This window comes from Veillonella sp. AF36-20BH, from assembly GCF_003602765.1.
GTDB classification, from domain to species: domain Bacteria; phylum Bacillota; class Negativicutes; order Veillonellales; family Veillonellaceae; genus Veillonella; species Veillonella hominis.
In genome coordinates, this window is sequence record NZ_QTLR01000004.1 from 125,415 (window position 1) to 143,936 (window position 18,522).

Consider the following 18,522-nt stretch of genomic DNA (forward strand, 5'->3'; position numbering starts at 1 on the left):
TTTTTTTACATCAAGCTGAACCAATTCAAACACTAACAAAAATTAATTATCTATATCGATTAAAGAGATATAGGGATCCTAAAATGACAGGCGCCCCTATATAGAGACCCATATTAGGTATTTCCCCCAATAAGAAGGCTGCTACAATAGCTGCCACTATAGGCGAGATATACATAAAATTAGTTACATCAGAAACCTTTTCAGCATGTTCCAAGGCATAGCTCCAGAATACAAAGCCTAACGCACTAGATAGGAATGCTAAATAGGCCATAGCAAATTTTGCACTAATCGGTGCCACCACAATCAATTCAATAGCATGTTCCGCAAAGGGCAATGCCATAATAGCCCCCGTAAACATAGACCACATGGCGATAGTGATAGGCTTATGTCCCTTTAAACTAAGTCCACGATTTAGAATATTATACACTGCAAAGAGTATCATCCCTAACAAAGTCCACAAGGCTCCTACAGGAATAGTAAGGGCGGAATTCCATAGAATAATTATGGCTACACCTATAAATGCAGTTATGGTAAATAGCCATCCTATAGGTCGTATTGTATCCTTATAAATAATCGTGGCCATCAGTGCTGTCGTCATCGGAGTCAAGGCCATAATAATACTGGATGTGGCCGCTGGAATTGTGCGCAAGCCTTCATTAAATACAACTTGGTAAAGAAAATTCCCTGTAGCACCTAACAGAATATATAGTCCCCACTCACGCCATGTTGTCGGTATATGTAGCCCTTTTACAACACCGATTACCAGCATAAGTAAAGCGCCACCCATGACCCTTGCCACAGACAATGTCAATGAATCTACTGACTGTAATGCTATTTTACTGAAAGGAAATGCAGTAGCCCACACCGCAATAGTAGCAGAAGCACCTAAAAGTGCTTTCTTTCGATTTGTCATTAACATCCACCTTTCAATAGCATTCGCCTATACAATCTTATAATCCACTTTGATTAACGTATATTCTATCCAAATTATTTCTATCTTGATTCATTCTACCAAGATCATGTTATCTACATGTTTTATAGCTTAATAACACTATCTCAATAGTACCATAATATACCCCTAACACTACAATAAATTAAATCATATTTTTTATTCCTATGAAGGGGATGCTTTGTTCCTTATGGGACCTACAAAATGTGTAACAAAGTCGTTAGAAAAAGTAATAACGCTTTATGAAAACTATGTAGCAGATATGTCTATGTAGTTAATACAACTATTCACTTAACTTGACTATTGTAAGTTCACTATTGATTCCATTAATTTCAATTTGATTTTCTGATTCAGACACAGAAAAATCGTCTACAAAATGTCCACGATCTTCAAAGAGCAATTTAGTACGAATACCTTTTTTCACCGCTTTGAAAGCATACTCGTGAGGGACATGCAGCCGAGATTTCGCCGATATCTGATTCACATCAATTCGCCCCGTATAATCCGCTACATATATCTCCATTGGAGAGTTGTTATCCAGCTCTATATGACTGTTACCGCCGGCAATATAAATTTCTTTAACCGCTCCGTCTAGCTCAAACTTTTCACTAATAATATCAAATAGCTCTAGTTTTTCACAATGGGTCGCTAGCTCCGTATCTCCCATATATTTTTCAGGCAAATTTATAAAAATCCACAAATGTTCTTTTACAAGCTCTTCAGATAAGGATTTGGAACGATTTACATCCACATCGATACGCCTTTTGATATCATCGATTTTTACTTTCACCAGTTCCGTCAAATTTTCAATAGTATCACTGACCAATTGAACCTTTATCTTCTCACCCTCTCCAGCTCTCATTTTTACGCAATTAACAGAACCCAGTTTAATATCGAAATGTTTTATCTCATCGATATCATATTCTACGATGCTTTCATAAGGATATCGAGGTTTAACCGCTTCTTCTGAAAGCAATTCATCCACAGAGACATTGAATACACCTGAAAGGGCCTTTAAATTTGAAATATCCGGCATTCCATTGCCCGATTCCCACTTTGTTATGGCCTGTCTCGACACATTAAGTGTTTCTGCTAATTTCCCCTGAGATAATCCAGATTGTGTTCTATACTCCCGTAATTTTTCATTAAAATCCATAATGTGACCTCCTATTTTAAGCAATATCAGTTACTCTTCAACAAGAGCTGCTCAGAGTATAGTATATAGTGTCAGTGAAGAAAAGAAACGCTTGTTTTCCTGGCTGGCAACGTTCCGTAGCATTACAATATACATGCATTTATAAAGACTTGCAGGCTGATTCTGTACAAGATATAAACGGCCTCCGAACAGTACACAAATATAAACTATCCAATCATACTATTGAATAATCCGCCTTCATCCTCTTTAATAAAATTTTTATTTCCTTTATTAATATTGATATGCAATTTCATATTATTATATATACATTAAATGAAATTGCAAAAAGCAAAATCCCATATAAGCCTATATATACTGGTGTATTTAAACAATTTAGCTTATGGAAATTTATGAGATACTTCACAAAATTGCATAGTACGTATTGAAAATCTATATCATCTATTCATTGTAGAATTGCTACAAACATTGTACACTATAGGCATAGAAATCTATAGTTATATCCTTTTATGGAGGTGCAAAATGCAACATACTGCATGGAAAGATTTTAACACAGGTGTGTGGGATAAAGCCGTTGATGTACGCGACTTTATTCAAAGAAACTATATCCCCTATGAAGGGGACGATTCCTTCCTTGCTGGTCCTACAGAACGAACAACAAAATTGTGGGAACAAGTAATGAAGCTTTATGAAGAAGAACGTGAAAAAGGCGGCATGCTCGATGCTGATACTTCCGTGGCCACACACATTACTGCCCATGCGCCAGGATATATCGACAAAGAACTTGAAACGATCGTTGGTTTGCAAACTGACAAACCTTTAAAACGCGCTATGTTCCCATATGGTGGCTTGCGCACAGCAAAATCCGCTATTGAAGAATACGGCTTCAAAATGGATCCGCAAACAGAGGACTTCTTTAAGAAACATCGCAAAACTCACAATGATGGCGTATTTGATGTATATACTCCAGAAATGCGAGCTGCACGTACAGCTCACATTGTAACTGGTTTACCAGATGCGTATAGCCGTGGTCGTATTATCGGTGACTATCGTCGTATCGCTCTTTACGGTGTTGATTATCTCATTGAAGATAAAAAAGAACAATTTAGCATTACAATGGGTGACATGCTAGAAGATGTTATTCGCGACCGTGAGGAAATACAAGATCAAATCCGCTCTTTGAAAGAATTGAAAGAGATGGCAGCATCCTATGGCTATGATATTTCCAAACCAGCTAAGGATGTTCGTGAAGCTATGCAATGGATTTACTTCGGCTATCTTGGTGCTATTAAAGAGCAAAACGGTGCTGCTATGTCCATTGGTCGTAACTCCACATTCCTCGATATCTATGCGGAACGAGACCTTCGCAACGGCACATACACAGAGGAACAAATCCAAGAATTCGTAGACCATTTCATTATGAAATTGCGCATGGTTCGCTTCGCACGTATCCACGAATACAACAATTTGTTCACAGGTGACCCTGTTTGGACCACTGAATCCATCGGTGGTATGGGTACTGACGGCCGTACATTGGTTTCTAAGATGTCCTTCCGTTACCTACATACATTGACTAACCTTGGCCCTGCTCCAGAGCCAAACCTCACTGTATTATGGTCCCCTCGCATGCCTATCGGTTTCCGCCGTTTCTGTGCGAAATTATCCATTGAAACATCTTCCATTCAATACGAAAATGACGAATTGATGCGTCCTAACTCTGGTGATGACTACGCCATCGCATGTTGCGTATCCCCAATGCGTATCGGTAAAGAAATGCAATTCTTCGGTGCTCGTTCCAACTTGGCGAAATGCTTGCTTTACGCTATCAACGGTGGCGTTGACGAAAAGTTGAAGAAACAAATTGGTCCTAAATACCGCCCTATCACTTCCGAATACTTAGAATTTGACGAAGTATGGGAAAAATTCGACGACATGATGGAATGGTTGGCAGGCGTATATGTAAATGCCTTGAACATCATTCACTACATGCACGATAAATATGCTTATGAAAAACTAGAAATGGCATTGCATGACCGCAAGGTAACTCGTTGGTTTGCAACTGGTATCGCTGGTTTATCCGTAGTAGCAGACTCCTTATCCGCTATTAAATATGCTAAGGTAAAACCTATCCGTGACGAAAATGGCATCGCTGTTGATTTCGAAATCGAAGGTGACTTCCCTAAATATGGTAACGATGATGACCGTGTAGATAGCTTGGCAGCAAAGGTTGTTTCCACATTTATGAACAAGATTCGTAAACATCCTACATATCGTCAATCCGTTCCAACTATGAGCTTGTTAACAATTACTTCCAACGTAGTATATGGTACTGCTACAGGTTCTACTCCAGACGGCCGTAAAGCTGGCGAAGCTTTCGCTCCTGGCGCGAACCCAATGCACGGTCGTGATTCTCACGGTGCTGTATCCTCGTTGGCATCCGTAGCTAAAATGCCATGGCGTGATTGCTCCGATGGTATTTCTAATACCTTCTCTATCATTCCGGACGCATTAGGTAAATCTGGTGAAACATTTGTTTCCGTCAGCGATTTTGATATTGAGTTAGACCCTTCTCAATTGCCTAACAGCAATACAAACTTCGCATGCAGCGAACCAAATGTTACTATAAAGGAAGATAAATAAAATCTTCCACAGTATCGGACTGCTTTCACCGGCACCGATACGAGTGTTAGTCTTGGTTGAAAGGAGGTTATACCCATGAGCAACCAACAAGTTGATAACTTGGTAGAGTTATTGGATGGTTATTCCCAAAAGGGCGGCCATCATTTGAACGTTAACGTGTTTACTCGTGAAACATTGTTAGACGCTCAAAAACATCCTGAGTTGTACCCTCAATTGACGATTCGTGTATCCGGTTATGCGGTGCACTTCAACAAATTGACAAAACAACAACAGGACGAAGTTATTTCCCGTACATTCCATCAACGTATCTAATCGAGGTTTCCTATGACTGGACGTATTCATTCGGTTGAAACGATGGGTACGGTTGATGGTCCAGGCATGCGCATGGTGGTATTTCTTCAAGGATGCCCCATGCGCTGTGCTTATTGCCATAATCCTGATACATGGGATGAAACTAGCGATAATGCTAAATTCATGACCGTAAAGGAATTATGGGACCAGTACGAACGTAACCGCCAATTTTATACTAATGGTGGTATCACCGTCACAGGTGGGGAAGCTCTTATGCAAATCGACTTTGTTATTGAGCTTTTCACATATTTCCGTGAAAGAAACGTCCATACCTGTTTAGATACAAGTGGAATTTGTTTTGACCCCCACCAAGAGGTGGCATACCGTAAATTACTCAGTGTAACTAGTCTCGTCATCCTAGACATTAAGGAAATCGATCCAGCCAAGCATTTATGGTTAACGGGTAAACCGTTAGAGCCCATTCTCGGGTTTGCTCGATTGACGGCAGACGTGGAAGTTCCGATTTGGGTTCGTCACGTAGTAGTCCCTACGATTACAGATAATGCCGATCGTCACTATCGTCTAGGCTTTTTCCTAGGATCTCTGAAAAATTTACAAGCCGTTGACTGCTTACCTTATCACGTTATGGGTATTGCTAAATATAAGGAGTTAGGTATTCCCTATCGCCTAGAGGGCATCCCAGCTGCAACGAAAGATATTGCAGCTAAAGCGACAAGAACCGTGGTGGAAGGCATCAAGGCCTATAGACGCCATTGGTGGAGTCCCATCAAAACACAACATCAATCATAATCAAGTTTGAGGATAACTACCTCCCTTGATATATATAAATATATATACCAAGACTTGATCTATGATAGCCCTAATCAATAGAGCCGCCCCCATACAACCGGGGACGGCTCTTATTGCATTTAAATAAACTTTCTATCATACAAACGGGCAGCGATGAGGACCACTAAACAAGATCCCACATTATGCACTAATGCACCTGTAGTAGGCGTCAAAACCTCAAGCAATGAGAGAATAATAGCGATACAATTAATGACCATTGATAAAGCAATACTAAATTTTATAGTTTTAATCGTAGCATCTGATAATCGTTTAATATAAGGAATTTTACTAAGGTCATCACTCATCAAAGCAATGTCTGCTGTTTCTATGGCAATATCACTACCAATAGTCCCCATTGCAATACTCACATCAGCAGTCTTCATAGCCGGTGCATCGTTAATTCCATCGCCAACCATACAAACCTTATGATGTTTCCCTTGCAATGATTCGATAATACTTACTTTTTCTCCTGGTAAAAGCTCCGCATGTATTTCGGAAACGCCAGATTTCTTTCCAATATATGTAGCTGCTTCTTTACTATCACCAGTAAGTAATACTGTTGTCATATCTAAGCTTGAGATAGCAGATATCATATTTATCGCATCATTTCGCATTGTATCAGATAATGTAATGATACCTATAATATGCTCTTTATCTGCAATAATGACAGATACCTTTCCTTCACTTCGATATACATTAATGGCTTTTTGAATAGAATCACATACAATAATATTATGCTCTTCAAGAAATCGTTCATTTCCACAATATAATTCCCGACCTTTTATTACGGCTATAATCCCTTTACCTACAGACATCGTAAATGAAGTAGTATCAAGTATTTCTAAATCTTGCTCTATGGCATGAGAAACGATAGCCTTGCCAATAGGATGTTCGCTCTTAGCCTCTACAGATGCAGCTAATTGAAGAATATCAATCTCACTATAATCTGTATCAACGGCTAAAATAGATTGAACTGATAACTGACCACGTGTTAATGTGCCGGTTTTATCAAATGCCATGGTATCTACTTTTCCCATAGTTTCAAGAATTTCACCAGATTTAATAATAACGCCATGTTTAGTAGCTTGACCAATAGCGGCCATAACCGCAGTAGGTGTAGCAAGCACCAATGCACAAGGACAAAACACAACCAACACAGTAACACCGACGATGATATTTCCAGTTACTAGATAGCCTATACATGCAATCATCAATGCAATAGGCACCAATCGACTAGCAACAGTATCAGCTATGCGCTGAATCGGAGCCTGTTTCTGTTCTGCATTTCGAATAAGCTGAATCATTTTTTGAATAGAACTATCTTCGCCCACTTTAGTAGCTATAATATCTATGGCACCAAAACAGTTAATAGTTCCACCAAATACATCATCATCAATTGTTTTATCAACAGGTATAGACTCTCCTGTCATAATGGATTGATCTACCGTTGTTTCACCGTTAATGATTCGCCCATCTACAGGTATCGTTTCGCCCGGAAGGATTCGTAAGTAATCACCACGGTGTATAGACTCTACGGAAATCATTATTTCTTTGTTATCTTGTATTTTACGACCCTTAACAGGTGCTAACGAAATTAACTTTTTTAACCCTTTTTTTGCTCGCTCCGTAGTTGATTCTTCAAGGAGAGCGCCTAAAGCCATAATAAACGCTACCTCACCAGCCGCAAATATATCTCCGATGGCAACGGCTGCAAACATAGCCATGGAAATCAATAGAGCTGATGAGATTTTACTAATTCCCTTATTATATACGATCCTTCGAATAGATAAATACACAAGAGGAAAACCACAAATAATAACGGTAACCCAAGAAGGCTCAAAAGGGAATATATTTTGAAACGGACTCTGTCCACCAAACTCCTCTATCAAATGCGGAATCCCATCAAGCAGTAAAAATAGCCCTGCTAAAATCGTCATATATAAACCAGATAATATATCATGTATTCGATGTACCATACAGCAATCCCCTTATCAGACTTTCACTATCAATATGAATTGAATTATAACTATACTTACAGTACAATAATTACGATAGCGAACACTTTGTTCACTTTAATTGTATCAACCTATGGTTTTAATACAATATATAAAACATCATATATGTTCATTACGGAACATATATGATGTTTTGTACTAAAAGTATGACAGGAGTTAATATGGATCGTAGACAGAAAAGGACTCGTAAAGCCATATTTATAGCTTTTAACGACTTATTATCTAATAAGGCATATGACAAAATCACCGTTCAGGAAATCATTAGTGCTGCAGATATTGGACGCACCACATTTTATGCTCATTTCGACACAAAAGAGGCATTACTAGAAGCCCTCTGCGAAGACTTGTTTTTACATATAAAAGATAGTATTAATCATTTACCTCATGCTCATGGTCTTTATCAACAAAGTGTTTACCCCGTCTCAGTATTTGGTCATTTATTACAACATTTACAGCAAAATGAAAATAAAATCCTCGAACTACTAGCTAGTGATAATAACGAAATCTTTTTGCGCTATTTTAGAGATCATCTAAATGAGTTGATGCAAGGATATTTCATCAATCAAGACCGTAAAGCAAATACAAATCTACCGGATGACTTTATTATTAATCATATTTCAGGTAGCTTTGTGGAAATGGTGTTATGGTGGGTAAAAAACGGCATGAAAGAATCGCCTACAGAATTAGACAATTACTTCCATGCCGTTATAGAACCTATTATATAATTATTTAAAATTTATCAAGATACAACATTGATTGGTTCACCCTTAAAGAAGGCTTGTACATTGTCACGAATGATTCCTACCAAGCGTTGACGTGTTTCAAGGCCCTTCCAACCCATGTGTGGAGTAATGATAACATTATCTAGGGTATAAAGAGGGCTATCCTCAACTGGTGGTTCTACCTCTTGTACATCGAGACCGGCCCCAGCGATACGTTTAGCGGCTAATGCTTCACAAAGATCCCTTTCATTAATGAGAAGTCCACGGCCCGTATTCACAATGACCGCATTAGGCTTCATCTTACCGATTGTTTTTTTATTAATAAGATGTTTAGTTTGGTCATTTAGCGGGCAATGTAAGGAAATATAGTCACTATTTTCTAGCAGTTCATCAAGGCTCACATAACGAATGCCATCACCATCAGCCTTTGGTGTACGTGTATGCACTAAGATGTTCATGCCTAGCGCTTTTGCAACTTTGATGACTTCCATACCGATGTGACCAGCTCCGACAACACCTAATGTTTTACCATTCACTTCTGTATGGCTCACTTGAAGGTATTTCGTGAAATTGCTGCGATCACCTTTAACAAGCATACCAATTTGTTGCTGCATGGTAGAAGCAAAATTGAGGATCATCATGATCACTGTATGTGCTACACGCTCTGTGCTATACGCAGGAATATTGCACACAGTGATGCCCTTTTTCTTTGCTGCATCAAGGTCAATATTATTATAGCCAGTACCTGCTTCTACGATAAGCTCTACAGTATCAGGAAATTGTGAAAGCAATTCGGCACTTACAGGCAATTCTTTTGTAACCACAACACGAGCACCTTGAATCCGTTCAATAAGCTCAGCATTCGTACTATCTTCGTAGACCTGCACATCATTAGATAATATGGAGAAATCCAATGCATGGTCATAATTCATTTTACCTGCATTTACCACTACTACACGTTCACTCATGAGAACCTCCTAAATTGAATAGCCTAAAACATAGGTAATACCACTTCTATATAAATTATACATAAATTATACTATTATTTATATAATTTTATACTAAAATAACTTCTATTATATATCAACTACCTATACCAATTAATATACTTTCACAACTAATTAGTATACTTTCACAATAATTGTATATAATATATGTATAAATCCTATAAAATTCAAAGTAAAACTCATTTTTCTGTATATAACTTTCACAAAAGTATTGTGTAATTCCCCAAAAGTTATAAAATAAAAGTAATGTTATATAGAATTGAGGAATACAATGAGACCTACCTATTTGACCATAAATACAAGTCTCGTTCGCGAGAATTTGCGTAAAATTAAAGATAGTTTACCTGAATGGAGTACGTCTACAGCTGTCATCAAGGCCAATGGCTACGGCCACGGCAGTGTTATGATGGGTCGTATTGCCGTGGAGGAAGGTTACGAATCCTTAGCCGTTGCTATTCCAGAGGAGTCCGTACCACTTCGCAATGCAGGTATTATGGTACCTATTTATTTATTAGGACTCACAAGGCCACAATCCTTTGAACTTGTGGCAGACACTAATTCGATTCCTGCCGTTTGTGAATCTACCGACTTGGAATCACTCAATAAAGTAGCTGATAATCACGACATGATTATTCGCGTTGCTGTTGCCGTTGATACAGGCATGCATCGCATCGGTATCAAGCCTGAGGATGCCATTGAGTTTATCAAACGCATTGAGTCCTACGAAAATTTGGAAATAGACGGATTCTTCTCCCACATGAGCAATGCTGATGCAGCGGATCAATCACACGCCCATAGCCAAACGCAAAAATTTCATCGCATGGTAGATGAAATACGGGAATTCCGTCCAGAAGCAGATTACCGCTTCTCTCTCGCCAACAGTGCAGGTCTCTTATCTGTCAAAGACAGCTTATTTACGGATGCTCGCCCTGGTATTATTCAATACGGTATCATGCCATCCCTTGATGTACCAAATCGATTGGGCTTAAAGCCAGTTTTATCCTTCCATAGTGAAGTTGTTCATGTGCAACATATCCCTGCTGGCGAAGGTATCGGATATGGGTCTACCTATATCACAACTGAGCCAATGACGATTGCTACTATCCCGGTAGGCTATGCGGATGGTTATCCTCGGAGTTTATCCAATCGAGGTACCGTACTGATTCATGGTACGCGTTGCCCTGTAGTAGGTCGCATTTGTATGGACCAATTCATGGTCGCCGTTCCAGATACAATTACCGTAAAGCCAGGCGATAAGGTGGTTCTTCTAGGTTCCCAAGGTCATGAAAGTATTTCTGCACTAGAAATTGCAGCCCTTGCTTCTACTATTCCATACGAAATATTCTGTGGATTCTCAGAACGAGTACCGCGACAATATATATAAATAAAACAACCATGTTAGATCTCATAAGAGTCTATATTCATAACAAAAGAGCAGATGCTTCCTATAACATCTGCTCTTTTTACCTTTACTAAAAACTTATAATCTTATATCTACCATTTGATATAAAGAAATTTTCTTACAAAAAAAGCCCGTATCACATGCAGCGGTCTACATGTGATACGGGCTTTCTTGCTCTCCTATACCCAGCGTGCTGTAAAGCAGTTACGTTCTTATTGTGAGAGAGAGTATATATACCAAGTATATAATCTTATGATTCGGAGGGAACCACAATTCATAAGGGGCCCTCTGAACGACAGACGGCATAGGAGAGAGTCAATGTTTGTCTATCCAATCCAGAGGGCTGTGTGTAATTGTTTATTGTGTGTGTTGTTTATTGTGTGTGTTTTTGTGTGTTTTATGTGTTGTGTATGTGTGTGTAAGTGTACTTATGTTATGTGTGTATAGTTTTGAGTGCTTAGTGTTCGTTTTTGAAAGGGTTTGCTTTACAGCGCTATAGAATAGGAGATCAACTTATTTTGCTACCGTCCCTGTTTTAGCATCCAATACAACGGATATCGGTTTATTTTGTGCATCATGGAACTCTATGGTATATAGTGATTTTCCATTTTGATTAGCAAGAGACCACGCATTAATACCAGTCGCTACCTTGCCAGACTGTACGAAAGCTGCATTAATTGCCACATGTGGAGGTATTACTGTTCCGGCATCAATAGCACTAGCTTCCATGGATGCATCGTATGCTTTAGGAGTACCATCAGTTACATTACCAGTAGCCACATCTAGAGTCATAGAATGAGCACCACTAGTATTAAAACCAACTACTTCATAGATGGCAGTTTTACCTTGAGTTTTGAAAGATACATTTGTAATTTTGGAGTTTCCAAATTTGCTTTCGAATTGGTCAATTAAATAATTAGCACCAACTACGAAAATACTATTTTGGTCTACTACGCCTTCTTGCTGGTTGGTTGTGCTAGGTTGTGATTTTCTACTTTTAGAGTTTTTTTTTCCTCTTTAGTAGGCTCTTCTTTATCAGCTTTTTTTTCGTCTTTCACAACTTTTACTTTAGGCGCTTTATCTACTGCAGCTTTTTTAGTATTTTTAACTTCTTTACCATGCTTCGCTACAGAATCAGATTTTTTATCACCACTGCGTACTACTCTTGGTTCACTAGGAGCTTTAGCTACAGATGCAGTTTCAATAGAAGGGACCGCTGCTGCAGGATTTTCTGTACTAGGCACTACAGTTTCTTGAGCTACTGGTGTTTTAACATCTTGTGTAGCTGTTGGAACTGGTGTAGTATTACGAACTGCTGTACCTACTTGATTAGCTTCTGCTACAGGAGCTACCGGAGTTTTAGGTGCAACTGCAGTAGTAGCCACATCTGGAGCCACCGCTACAGTAGGAACTACTGGATCAGTAACTGGTTGTGCTGGAGTCGCTGTACTCGCTGTTTCTTGCGTAACAGGCATTGGAGTTACTGGTTCAGCTGCTGTTACAGCTACAGTGGCACCAAATACGCCAGCCACTGCTAAAGCAATACTACTTTTTAAAATAGATTTTTTCATATTGTCCTCCTTATTAATTCATATACATGCAACTTTACGCATGTATATTTCCAGTCAACTCAATGTCATCATGTAAGTTCCAAAACATATATCTAGCATGGACTTGTAGATATATAGCTTGGAAATTTCAGATATACTTGAGTTTGTCTTTCGACTGGTACACATACTATCGACAGTCTATGAAGTCAAAATGTAGAAGCACTGTTAAAAGCTTATTTTATAGTGAGTTTAGAATGAATTTATATATAATTCCTATGAAATCCTATGGGATTTACTTTATACTTAAAAATTCCATGAAAAACATATCAAAAGCCGTTTATCCCATATATAAGGGATAAACGGCTTCAAAATATACGTATCGATATCTAAAATTTCACATTCATGAGCAAACTTTCACAAAAAATGCCTCAATACTAGTTATTTTTTTAAGAAAAATAGTATTAAGGCATTTAATTATTATATTCAGAATAAAATAACTAGGCACTATTAAGATATAATAACTAGTCAATCATATATTAATCGTCAAATTTAACAGATAGCAATTTACCGTTCATTGCATCCATACGCACATGTACCTCTTTATTATCTGCTGTACCAAAGCTAACTTTGTAGACAATTTTACCTTTATCATAGCGCACAGCCCATTCATTAAGGCTCACAGCTTTACCTTTTGTTTGGGCGTAAGCAAAGTTCACCACAGCTGCAGGCGGTAAGATTTCCCGAGGATCAAACGATTTTTTCTTTAGTGATTTATGGAAGTCCCCTTCGCGCTTTTCAAAGATTTGATTAGTAGCATAGATATACGTTAACTCATACTTACCAGATTCATCAAAACCTTCAACATCATACTTAATTTGACCTCCATCTGCATCAAAGGCGATTTCCGTAATTCCTGCATTTGGATGATTTTGGATAAAAGCATTTAATAAACCATTAGCACCTACAATCGCCGCATGGTTGCCATCAACAACTGCCACAGTTGGCTCTACAGCTACTAAAGGGGCTGCACTTGCATTTGGCATGCCAAATGCCGCTGCCAAGGCCAATACAAGGCTACCTTTTACAAAAAATGATCTCATTGGTTCCTCCATATCTCAAACAGTTATCATAACAATATATATACAATTATACACTAAATCAACGCGGTTTATAATCTTTATTTATATAATTAGTGCATATACCTACGCCCTATGATACAATGCACATAGATTCATTTTTGTAACTACATGTGAGCTAACTATGATTTCAATTTACCCCACTATATATCACGCATTTCAATGCAAGGCCGATCAATGCGAAAATACATGTTGTCAGCTGTGGACCATCGATATAGATGAGCCTACTGCTGAACGTTATCATTCCATGACAGGTTCTCTTGGTAAAAGCTTACGCCAAGCCATCACTGTTGATGATGAAGGCAGTCATTTTATCTTTTCTAAAGCACAACCTATGTGTCCCTTACTCAATGAAAAAGGTCTATGCAAAGTAGTTCTTGAATTGGGAGAAGAAGGACTTTGTGATACCTGTCATATGCATCCACGCTTTTATAAATACATTGAAGACTTAGAACTATGTGGCGTTGGATTATCTTGTGAAGCTTCGGTTGAACTATTGGCCCGACAAGAACCAATGGACTTACTCCTTTTTACAATTGAAGATGACCATAATGAATTCAATTCTGAGGAGCGATTAACACTCCACAATGTTTTTGAATTATTAGCCTTTGATTTAGATCCTAATCTATTCAAATATACGCCAAAGCCCTCAAAACAGTCTTTCAAAGAACTATTAGACCTATATAAACAAACGGAACCCATCGATGAGAATTGGACAGCACAAGTTAATACATTATCTAGTAAACTAGACCAACTCATCACATCCGTACAGACCTATATACAGCAAGAGGATATGAGCCTATTTAACAAAGTGTACCAATATATATTGTATCGCCAAATCGATATGCTATCAGACTATTCCTTGGAATCTATCTTAGCTTATGCAAAGGATGGTACTGACTATATACTTATAGCCAGCGCATTAGAGGGACAACCCTTAAAGCAAGTTGCAAGATGGTCACAACAAATCGAATACGACGAAAATAATGTAGAACTATTGTTACAACATTACGAAGCTCAACTGGGTTAATGAGCAAAAAACCGCAAGATATTTATCTTGCGGTTTTTAATTCTTATGACAATATATTATTTAAATAATGTATGAACAAAACGAATCCATTGAGGCAATACGGAGACAGATAATAATGCCACAACAAACATAACAATATAAGTTTTAACGATACCTAGTTCAACATAACGTCTCATTAATTGGGCTGCAATGAACACAGCATAATACTGGCTGAACATCGTAATAAGATAGGCCATATCCCCTACATATTTTTGAAGAGACAAAGAGAAAAAAATAATCCCTAGTATATGAATTAATACTAAGACAACCGTGCGAAGTGCATTTGTATAAGCTAATCCATATATATAATTGCGCAATACCCCACCATAAGTACCACGACCACCTAATAAAACAAGTAAGCGCCATATAACAAATGAACCGATGATAATTTGAAAAATTAAAAATACAGAACTTGCTAAAATACTAATTACATCAAAATGAGTTAACCCAGTAATCCGTTTAATTCCGAGCATTGGAGATATAACTTTCACCATAAACGGTAAGCTATAGGTCATTATATATAATACAATAGTAGATACGACTAGATTCAGAATGGCTCTTGTATGAGATCCATAATTGATAATATTCTGAAAAGATTGTTCGCTAAGCCTGGTAAATAAATGCAATATATCCTTATTCCATGTCATAAATGCTCCTTTTAGTTTAAAACTAGTAAAAAAGGACGAGCTATGTCTCGTCCTAGATATATCATATGTATTTTATCGAGTCAACATATAAATCCATTCAAACACGTGTGCTACCAAAAGAGCAATCAACATTAGAATCAAACCTTCATAAGGGGTCCCATTAATACATGCTCCCACAATACGTCCAATAGTTTGTAACAATAATACGGTACTTAAAACACATAGCACAATCATACAGAAGCCAATGATTGCTTGCAGTATTAATGGTACCGAAGTTAAAATCAGCATAATCCCTGCTGTAAAAGTAATCAATGCCACAACAAGTTGAGCAAATGACATGATATGCAAAATACCAGTTGTAACAGTTCGAACATAAAATTTACGCTGTTGAGCAACCGCATAAACTATAATGATACATGCCATGAAAATAACTTTTCCGATTACCCATGCAAAGCGACCCATATTCCAAAATTCTCTAGGACTACCCATCTGTTCCAAAAAAAGTTGTATTTCATGTTGACCTACTGGAAGAGATAGCGATTCCCACCTTACTAATAACGAAGAATTGCGTATAAACACACGTATAGCATCTAAATATACGCCTTCACCTACAATAGTAAATTGATAACATATGAGTGTTAATAGCAGCATTCCTATGAGTTGCCCATAGGCAATATCAAAGTGATACATACGAGGATTATTCTCTTCAATAGGGTTTAATAAACGATAGATAAACTGCATTAAACCCACCATCATAGGTATCACCACCTTTTACACAATATACATACACAACATTTAAGTTTGAATACTATAACATACAACACACAATAAGGAACTATAAAAAATAGTTCCTTTTCATTTTCCGTTCATCATTATAGCACAAAACACATATCTTTTCATACTTTAATTATCCCAATGTAATGGGTCTTTCAAGCCTTTTTCCTTATAAAATACAGAGAAAAGCTATTAGAAGATTATATATAATCAGCTAATAGCTTTTTAGTAGAAAAGGGCTGTTTTATTACAGCCCCTTTCATATTTTTCATGTTATGTAATTATCTGGAACTAGCAAGTACTACCATACCAATCAAGATACCTAAAATGATTACAGGAATTAAACTCGTAATAATAGAAATGCCAAAAGTTGCTAAATGGGATTTATTAATTTGGCGACTCAATAATGTTAAGCATACCCAGAATGTATAGACTGCAAAAGCTATCGTTGCGAATATAATAATAGTTATCCATACAATACTACCTACTGTAGAATCAGGATGAGAGCCTAGTAGCAGCAAAAATGGCAATGATAGTAATAGGAAGCCAATGAAATATACTAAGCCCATAATCTGATTATAAGCTTGTTCGTACCACATGATTTTTAACACAGACTCATATGTAGTATGGGCATCAAATTTATTGGCGACCCAAGAGAAAATCGCAGAATAAATAGCAATACCAATAAAAGCAAATAGCAAGCCAACCGCTAGGCCTAATATACCGGCCCCAGAAAGAGCCGCCGCACCAGTAAGTGCAACACTAAGTTTATCCACAAATATCATACTCAAAAAAGTAGGTAGAATATTTGAAAATACGAATGCCACCAATGCCAAAGCTACTGTAGCATAGAACCCTTTTCGACAAGATCCATGCTCTACAATCTGTGGAATACCGCGTTTAAAGGGAGCTACCACAAGCTGCCAAATATCTGAATACCATTTTGTTTCCATAAAACCTCCAAAACACCTATATTTCTTTAATTGTAACACAAACTATATTTAAACCGTCATGGACAACATTATACCTCCCACACCAAAGATGAAGGATATTATGTAAAAAGAAATTCCCGTTATCCAAAGATTTAGACCAAATTGCTTATAGGTAACTTGCCCCTTCAAAATAATAACTATGGTCAAGCCCTTTCATCAGCAACCCCTGATTTATTAATGATAACCATATTAGGTTTCCTTTTTATTTCATCTATTAATATATTATACTATATAATTCAAATTTTAAGACATTATTCTAACCTATTATAACGCAAAAAAGCAGCCCCACTAGGGGCCGCCTTTTCGTTTATCTTATTGCAAAGATGCTGCAATTTTTGTAAGGTTTTCATCCATACGTTCTAAGTATGTTTTATTATCTTCGTTGCTTTCGATAGTATAAATAGTTTCTACCTTAGCACCTACTTCTTGTGCCAAAGTTTTGGATACTTCTGGGCTAGCCATTTCTTCTGCAAAGATAGTAGTAATATGGTTTTCTTTAGCGTATTCGATGAGTTTAGCCAATTGTGCTGCATTAGGTTCACCTTCAGCAAATACATCTTCCACACTGTTTTGTTCTAAACCAAAATCACGGCATAGGTACGCAAATGCTGCATGGCCTGTAACAAAGTTTTTATGCGGAGCTTTAGCGAATTGCTCTTCATATTTTTTAATCATTGCATCTAATTTAGCAACGTATTCAGTATAATTCTTTTCATAATAATCCTTGTTTGCTGGGTCAACTTTTACAAGGGCATCCTTGATATTTTTCACTTCAATTTTAGCATTTTTCAAAGATAACCATGCATGAGGATCTTCTGCACCATGTTCTTTAATTTCTTCTGGGTCAGTATTTTTAATAGCTTCAACACCTTCAGTAGCTACAACAGATACGAGTTTATCATTTTTAGCTGCTTCGATAGCTTGTTTTGCCCAAGGCTCCATACCAAAACCGTTATACACAAATACTTGAGCTGTTGCCAATTGTTTCATATTTTCAGGCTTCAATTCGAAATCATGTGGTTCTACGCCATCTGGTATAATAGTAGATACCTCTACCTTGTCACCACCAATAGCCTTAGTAAACTCAGCCATTGCATTAAAGCTTGTTACCACTTGGATTTTTTTACTTGCTTGTTCCTTCTGTGCATTCGGTGCATCGTTGCCACAACCTGCAAATAAAGCAGCCATCATAATACCTACAACTAACAAAATCAGTTTCTTGATCATCGTAGTCCTCCTTTGTAAAAACCTGATCGCTATGCCTATACAGAATATAAACCATTCTTTAGTTGCAGTTGCGACTCAGTTGCATTTGTAATATAGTTA

At 37.6% G+C, this 18,522-nt stretch carries 17 protein-coding genes; 6 read left to right on the forward strand and 11 right to left on the reverse strand.

Features of this window, described 5'->3' with window-relative positions:
• Positions 1–46 precede the first annotated feature (46 nt).
• Together DW000_RS06405 and DW000_RS06410 are read right to left on the reverse strand one after the other, a co-directional pair.
• Positions 47–913: an EamA family transporter gene (locus DW000_RS06405; RefSeq protein ID WP_039965380.1), complete on the reverse strand. Its 867-nt coding sequence runs from the start codon at positions 911–913 to the stop codon at positions 47–49.
• 319 nt (positions 914–1,232) lie between these two features.
• Complete coding sequence (locus DW000_RS06410) at positions 1,233–2,105, reverse strand: helix-turn-helix transcriptional regulator (protein WP_120055656.1); 873 nt, start codon at positions 2,103–2,105, stop codon at positions 1,233–1,235.
• A 519-nt stretch (positions 2,106–2,624) separates the two neighbouring features.
• Here DW000_RS06410 and pflB point away from each other — a divergent pair.
• The 3 genes from pflB to pflA all read left to right on the forward strand — a co-directional run bounded on the left by pflB (position 2,625) and on the right by pflA (position 5,843).
• On the forward strand, positions 2,625–4,742 hold the full coding sequence (gene pflB / locus DW000_RS06415; protein ID WP_060919388.1) for a formate C-acetyltransferase: 2,118 nt from the start codon (positions 2,625–2,627) through the stop codon (positions 4,740–4,742).
• Positions 4,743–4,817: 75 nt separating this feature from the next.
• The gene (gene grcA3 / locus DW000_RS06420; RefSeq protein ID WP_004693956.1) at positions 4,818–5,054 is read left to right on the forward strand and encodes an autonomous glycyl radical cofactor GrcA3; all 237 of its coding nucleotides are present in this window, start codon (positions 4,818–4,820) and stop codon (positions 5,052–5,054) included.
• Between the two features lie 12 nt (positions 5,055–5,066).
• Positions 5,067–5,843: a pyruvate formate-lyase-activating protein gene (gene pflA, locus DW000_RS06425; RefSeq protein ID WP_004693958.1), complete on the forward strand. Its 777-nt coding sequence runs from the start codon at positions 5,067–5,069 to the stop codon at positions 5,841–5,843.
• Between the two features lie 119 nt (positions 5,844–5,962).
• On the opposite strand, the gene DW000_RS06430 is transcribed toward pflA, so the two are convergent.
• Positions 5,963–7,858: a cation-translocating P-type ATPase gene (locus DW000_RS06430; RefSeq protein ID WP_024061717.1), complete on the reverse strand. Its 1,896-nt coding sequence runs from the start codon at positions 7,856–7,858 to the stop codon at positions 5,963–5,965.
• A 200-nt stretch (positions 7,859–8,058) separates the two neighbouring features.
• Here DW000_RS06430 and DW000_RS06435 point away from each other — a divergent pair, with 200 nt between their 5' ends.
• Positions 8,059–8,622 (forward strand): TetR/AcrR family transcriptional regulator, encoded by a 564-nt coding sequence (locus DW000_RS06435; RefSeq protein ID WP_120055658.1) that lies wholly within the window; start codon positions 8,059–8,061, stop codon positions 8,620–8,622.
• A gap of 14 nt (positions 8,623–8,636) precedes the next feature.
• On the opposite strand, the gene DW000_RS06440 is transcribed toward DW000_RS06435, so the two are convergent.
• Positions 8,637–9,587: an NAD(P)-dependent oxidoreductase gene (locus tag DW000_RS06440; RefSeq protein WP_120055660.1), complete on the reverse strand. Its 951-nt coding sequence runs from the start codon at positions 9,585–9,587 to the stop codon at positions 8,637–8,639.
• A 310-nt stretch (positions 9,588–9,897) separates the two neighbouring features.
• On the opposite strand from DW000_RS06440, the gene alr reads away from it, so the two are divergent.
• Positions 9,898–11,010 carry an alanine racemase gene (gene alr, locus DW000_RS06445; protein WP_120055662.1) on the forward strand — a complete coding sequence of 371 codons (1,113 nt, stop codon included), beginning with the start codon at positions 9,898–9,900 and terminating at the stop codon, positions 11,008–11,010.
• A gap of 531 nt (positions 11,011–11,541) precedes the next feature.
• Here alr and DW000_RS06450 read toward each other — a convergent pair.
• The 3 genes from DW000_RS06450 to DW000_RS06460 all read right to left on the reverse strand — a co-directional run bounded on the left by DW000_RS06450 (position 11,542) and on the right by DW000_RS06460 (position 13,678).
• Entirely contained in the window at positions 11,542–11,820 is a 279-nt protein-coding gene (locus DW000_RS06450) for a hypothetical protein (RefSeq protein WP_004693966.1), read from the reverse strand.
• A gap of 158 nt (positions 11,821–11,978) precedes the next feature.
• Positions 11,979–12,599 carry a hypothetical protein gene (locus DW000_RS06455; protein ID WP_004693968.1) on the reverse strand — a complete coding sequence of 207 codons (621 nt, stop codon included), beginning with the start codon at positions 12,597–12,599 and terminating at the stop codon, positions 11,979–11,981.
• Positions 12,600–13,114: 515 nt separating this feature from the next.
• Entirely contained in the window at positions 13,115–13,678 is a 564-nt protein-coding gene (locus tag DW000_RS06460; RefSeq protein ID WP_004693970.1) for a PepSY domain-containing protein, read from the reverse strand.
• A gap of 160 nt (positions 13,679–13,838) precedes the next feature.
• Here DW000_RS06460 and fliB point away from each other — a divergent pair, with 160 nt between their 5' ends.
• Positions 13,839–14,744 carry a flagellin lysine-N-methylase gene (gene fliB / locus DW000_RS06465; RefSeq protein WP_120055664.1) on the forward strand — a complete coding sequence of 302 codons (906 nt, stop codon included), beginning with the start codon at positions 13,839–13,841 and terminating at the stop codon, positions 14,742–14,744.
• A gap of 56 nt (positions 14,745–14,800) precedes the next feature.
• Here the strand turns inward: fliB and DW000_RS06470 are convergent, their stop codons facing one another.
• The 4 genes from DW000_RS06470 to DW000_RS06485 all read right to left on the reverse strand — a co-directional run bounded on the left by DW000_RS06470 (position 14,801) and on the right by DW000_RS06485 (position 18,423).
• Positions 14,801–15,430 (reverse strand): hypothetical protein, encoded by a 630-nt coding sequence (locus DW000_RS06470; RefSeq protein WP_120055666.1) that lies wholly within the window; start codon positions 15,428–15,430, stop codon positions 14,801–14,803.
• Between the two features lie 72 nt (positions 15,431–15,502).
• Positions 15,503–16,186: a hypothetical protein gene (locus tag DW000_RS06475; RefSeq protein ID WP_120055668.1), complete on the reverse strand. Its 684-nt coding sequence runs from the start codon at positions 16,184–16,186 to the stop codon at positions 15,503–15,505.
• Positions 16,187–16,485: 299 nt separating this feature from the next.
• The gene (locus DW000_RS06480; RefSeq protein ID WP_021147682.1) at positions 16,486–17,157 is read right to left on the reverse strand and encodes a hypothetical protein; all 672 of its coding nucleotides are present in this window, start codon (positions 17,155–17,157) and stop codon (positions 16,486–16,488) included.
• Positions 17,158–17,508: 351 nt separating this feature from the next.
• Positions 17,509–18,423: a metal ABC transporter substrate-binding protein gene (locus DW000_RS06485; protein WP_004693983.1), complete on the reverse strand. Its 915-nt coding sequence runs from the start codon at positions 18,421–18,423 to the stop codon at positions 17,509–17,511.
• Between the last annotated feature and the right edge of the window lie 99 nt (positions 18,424–18,522).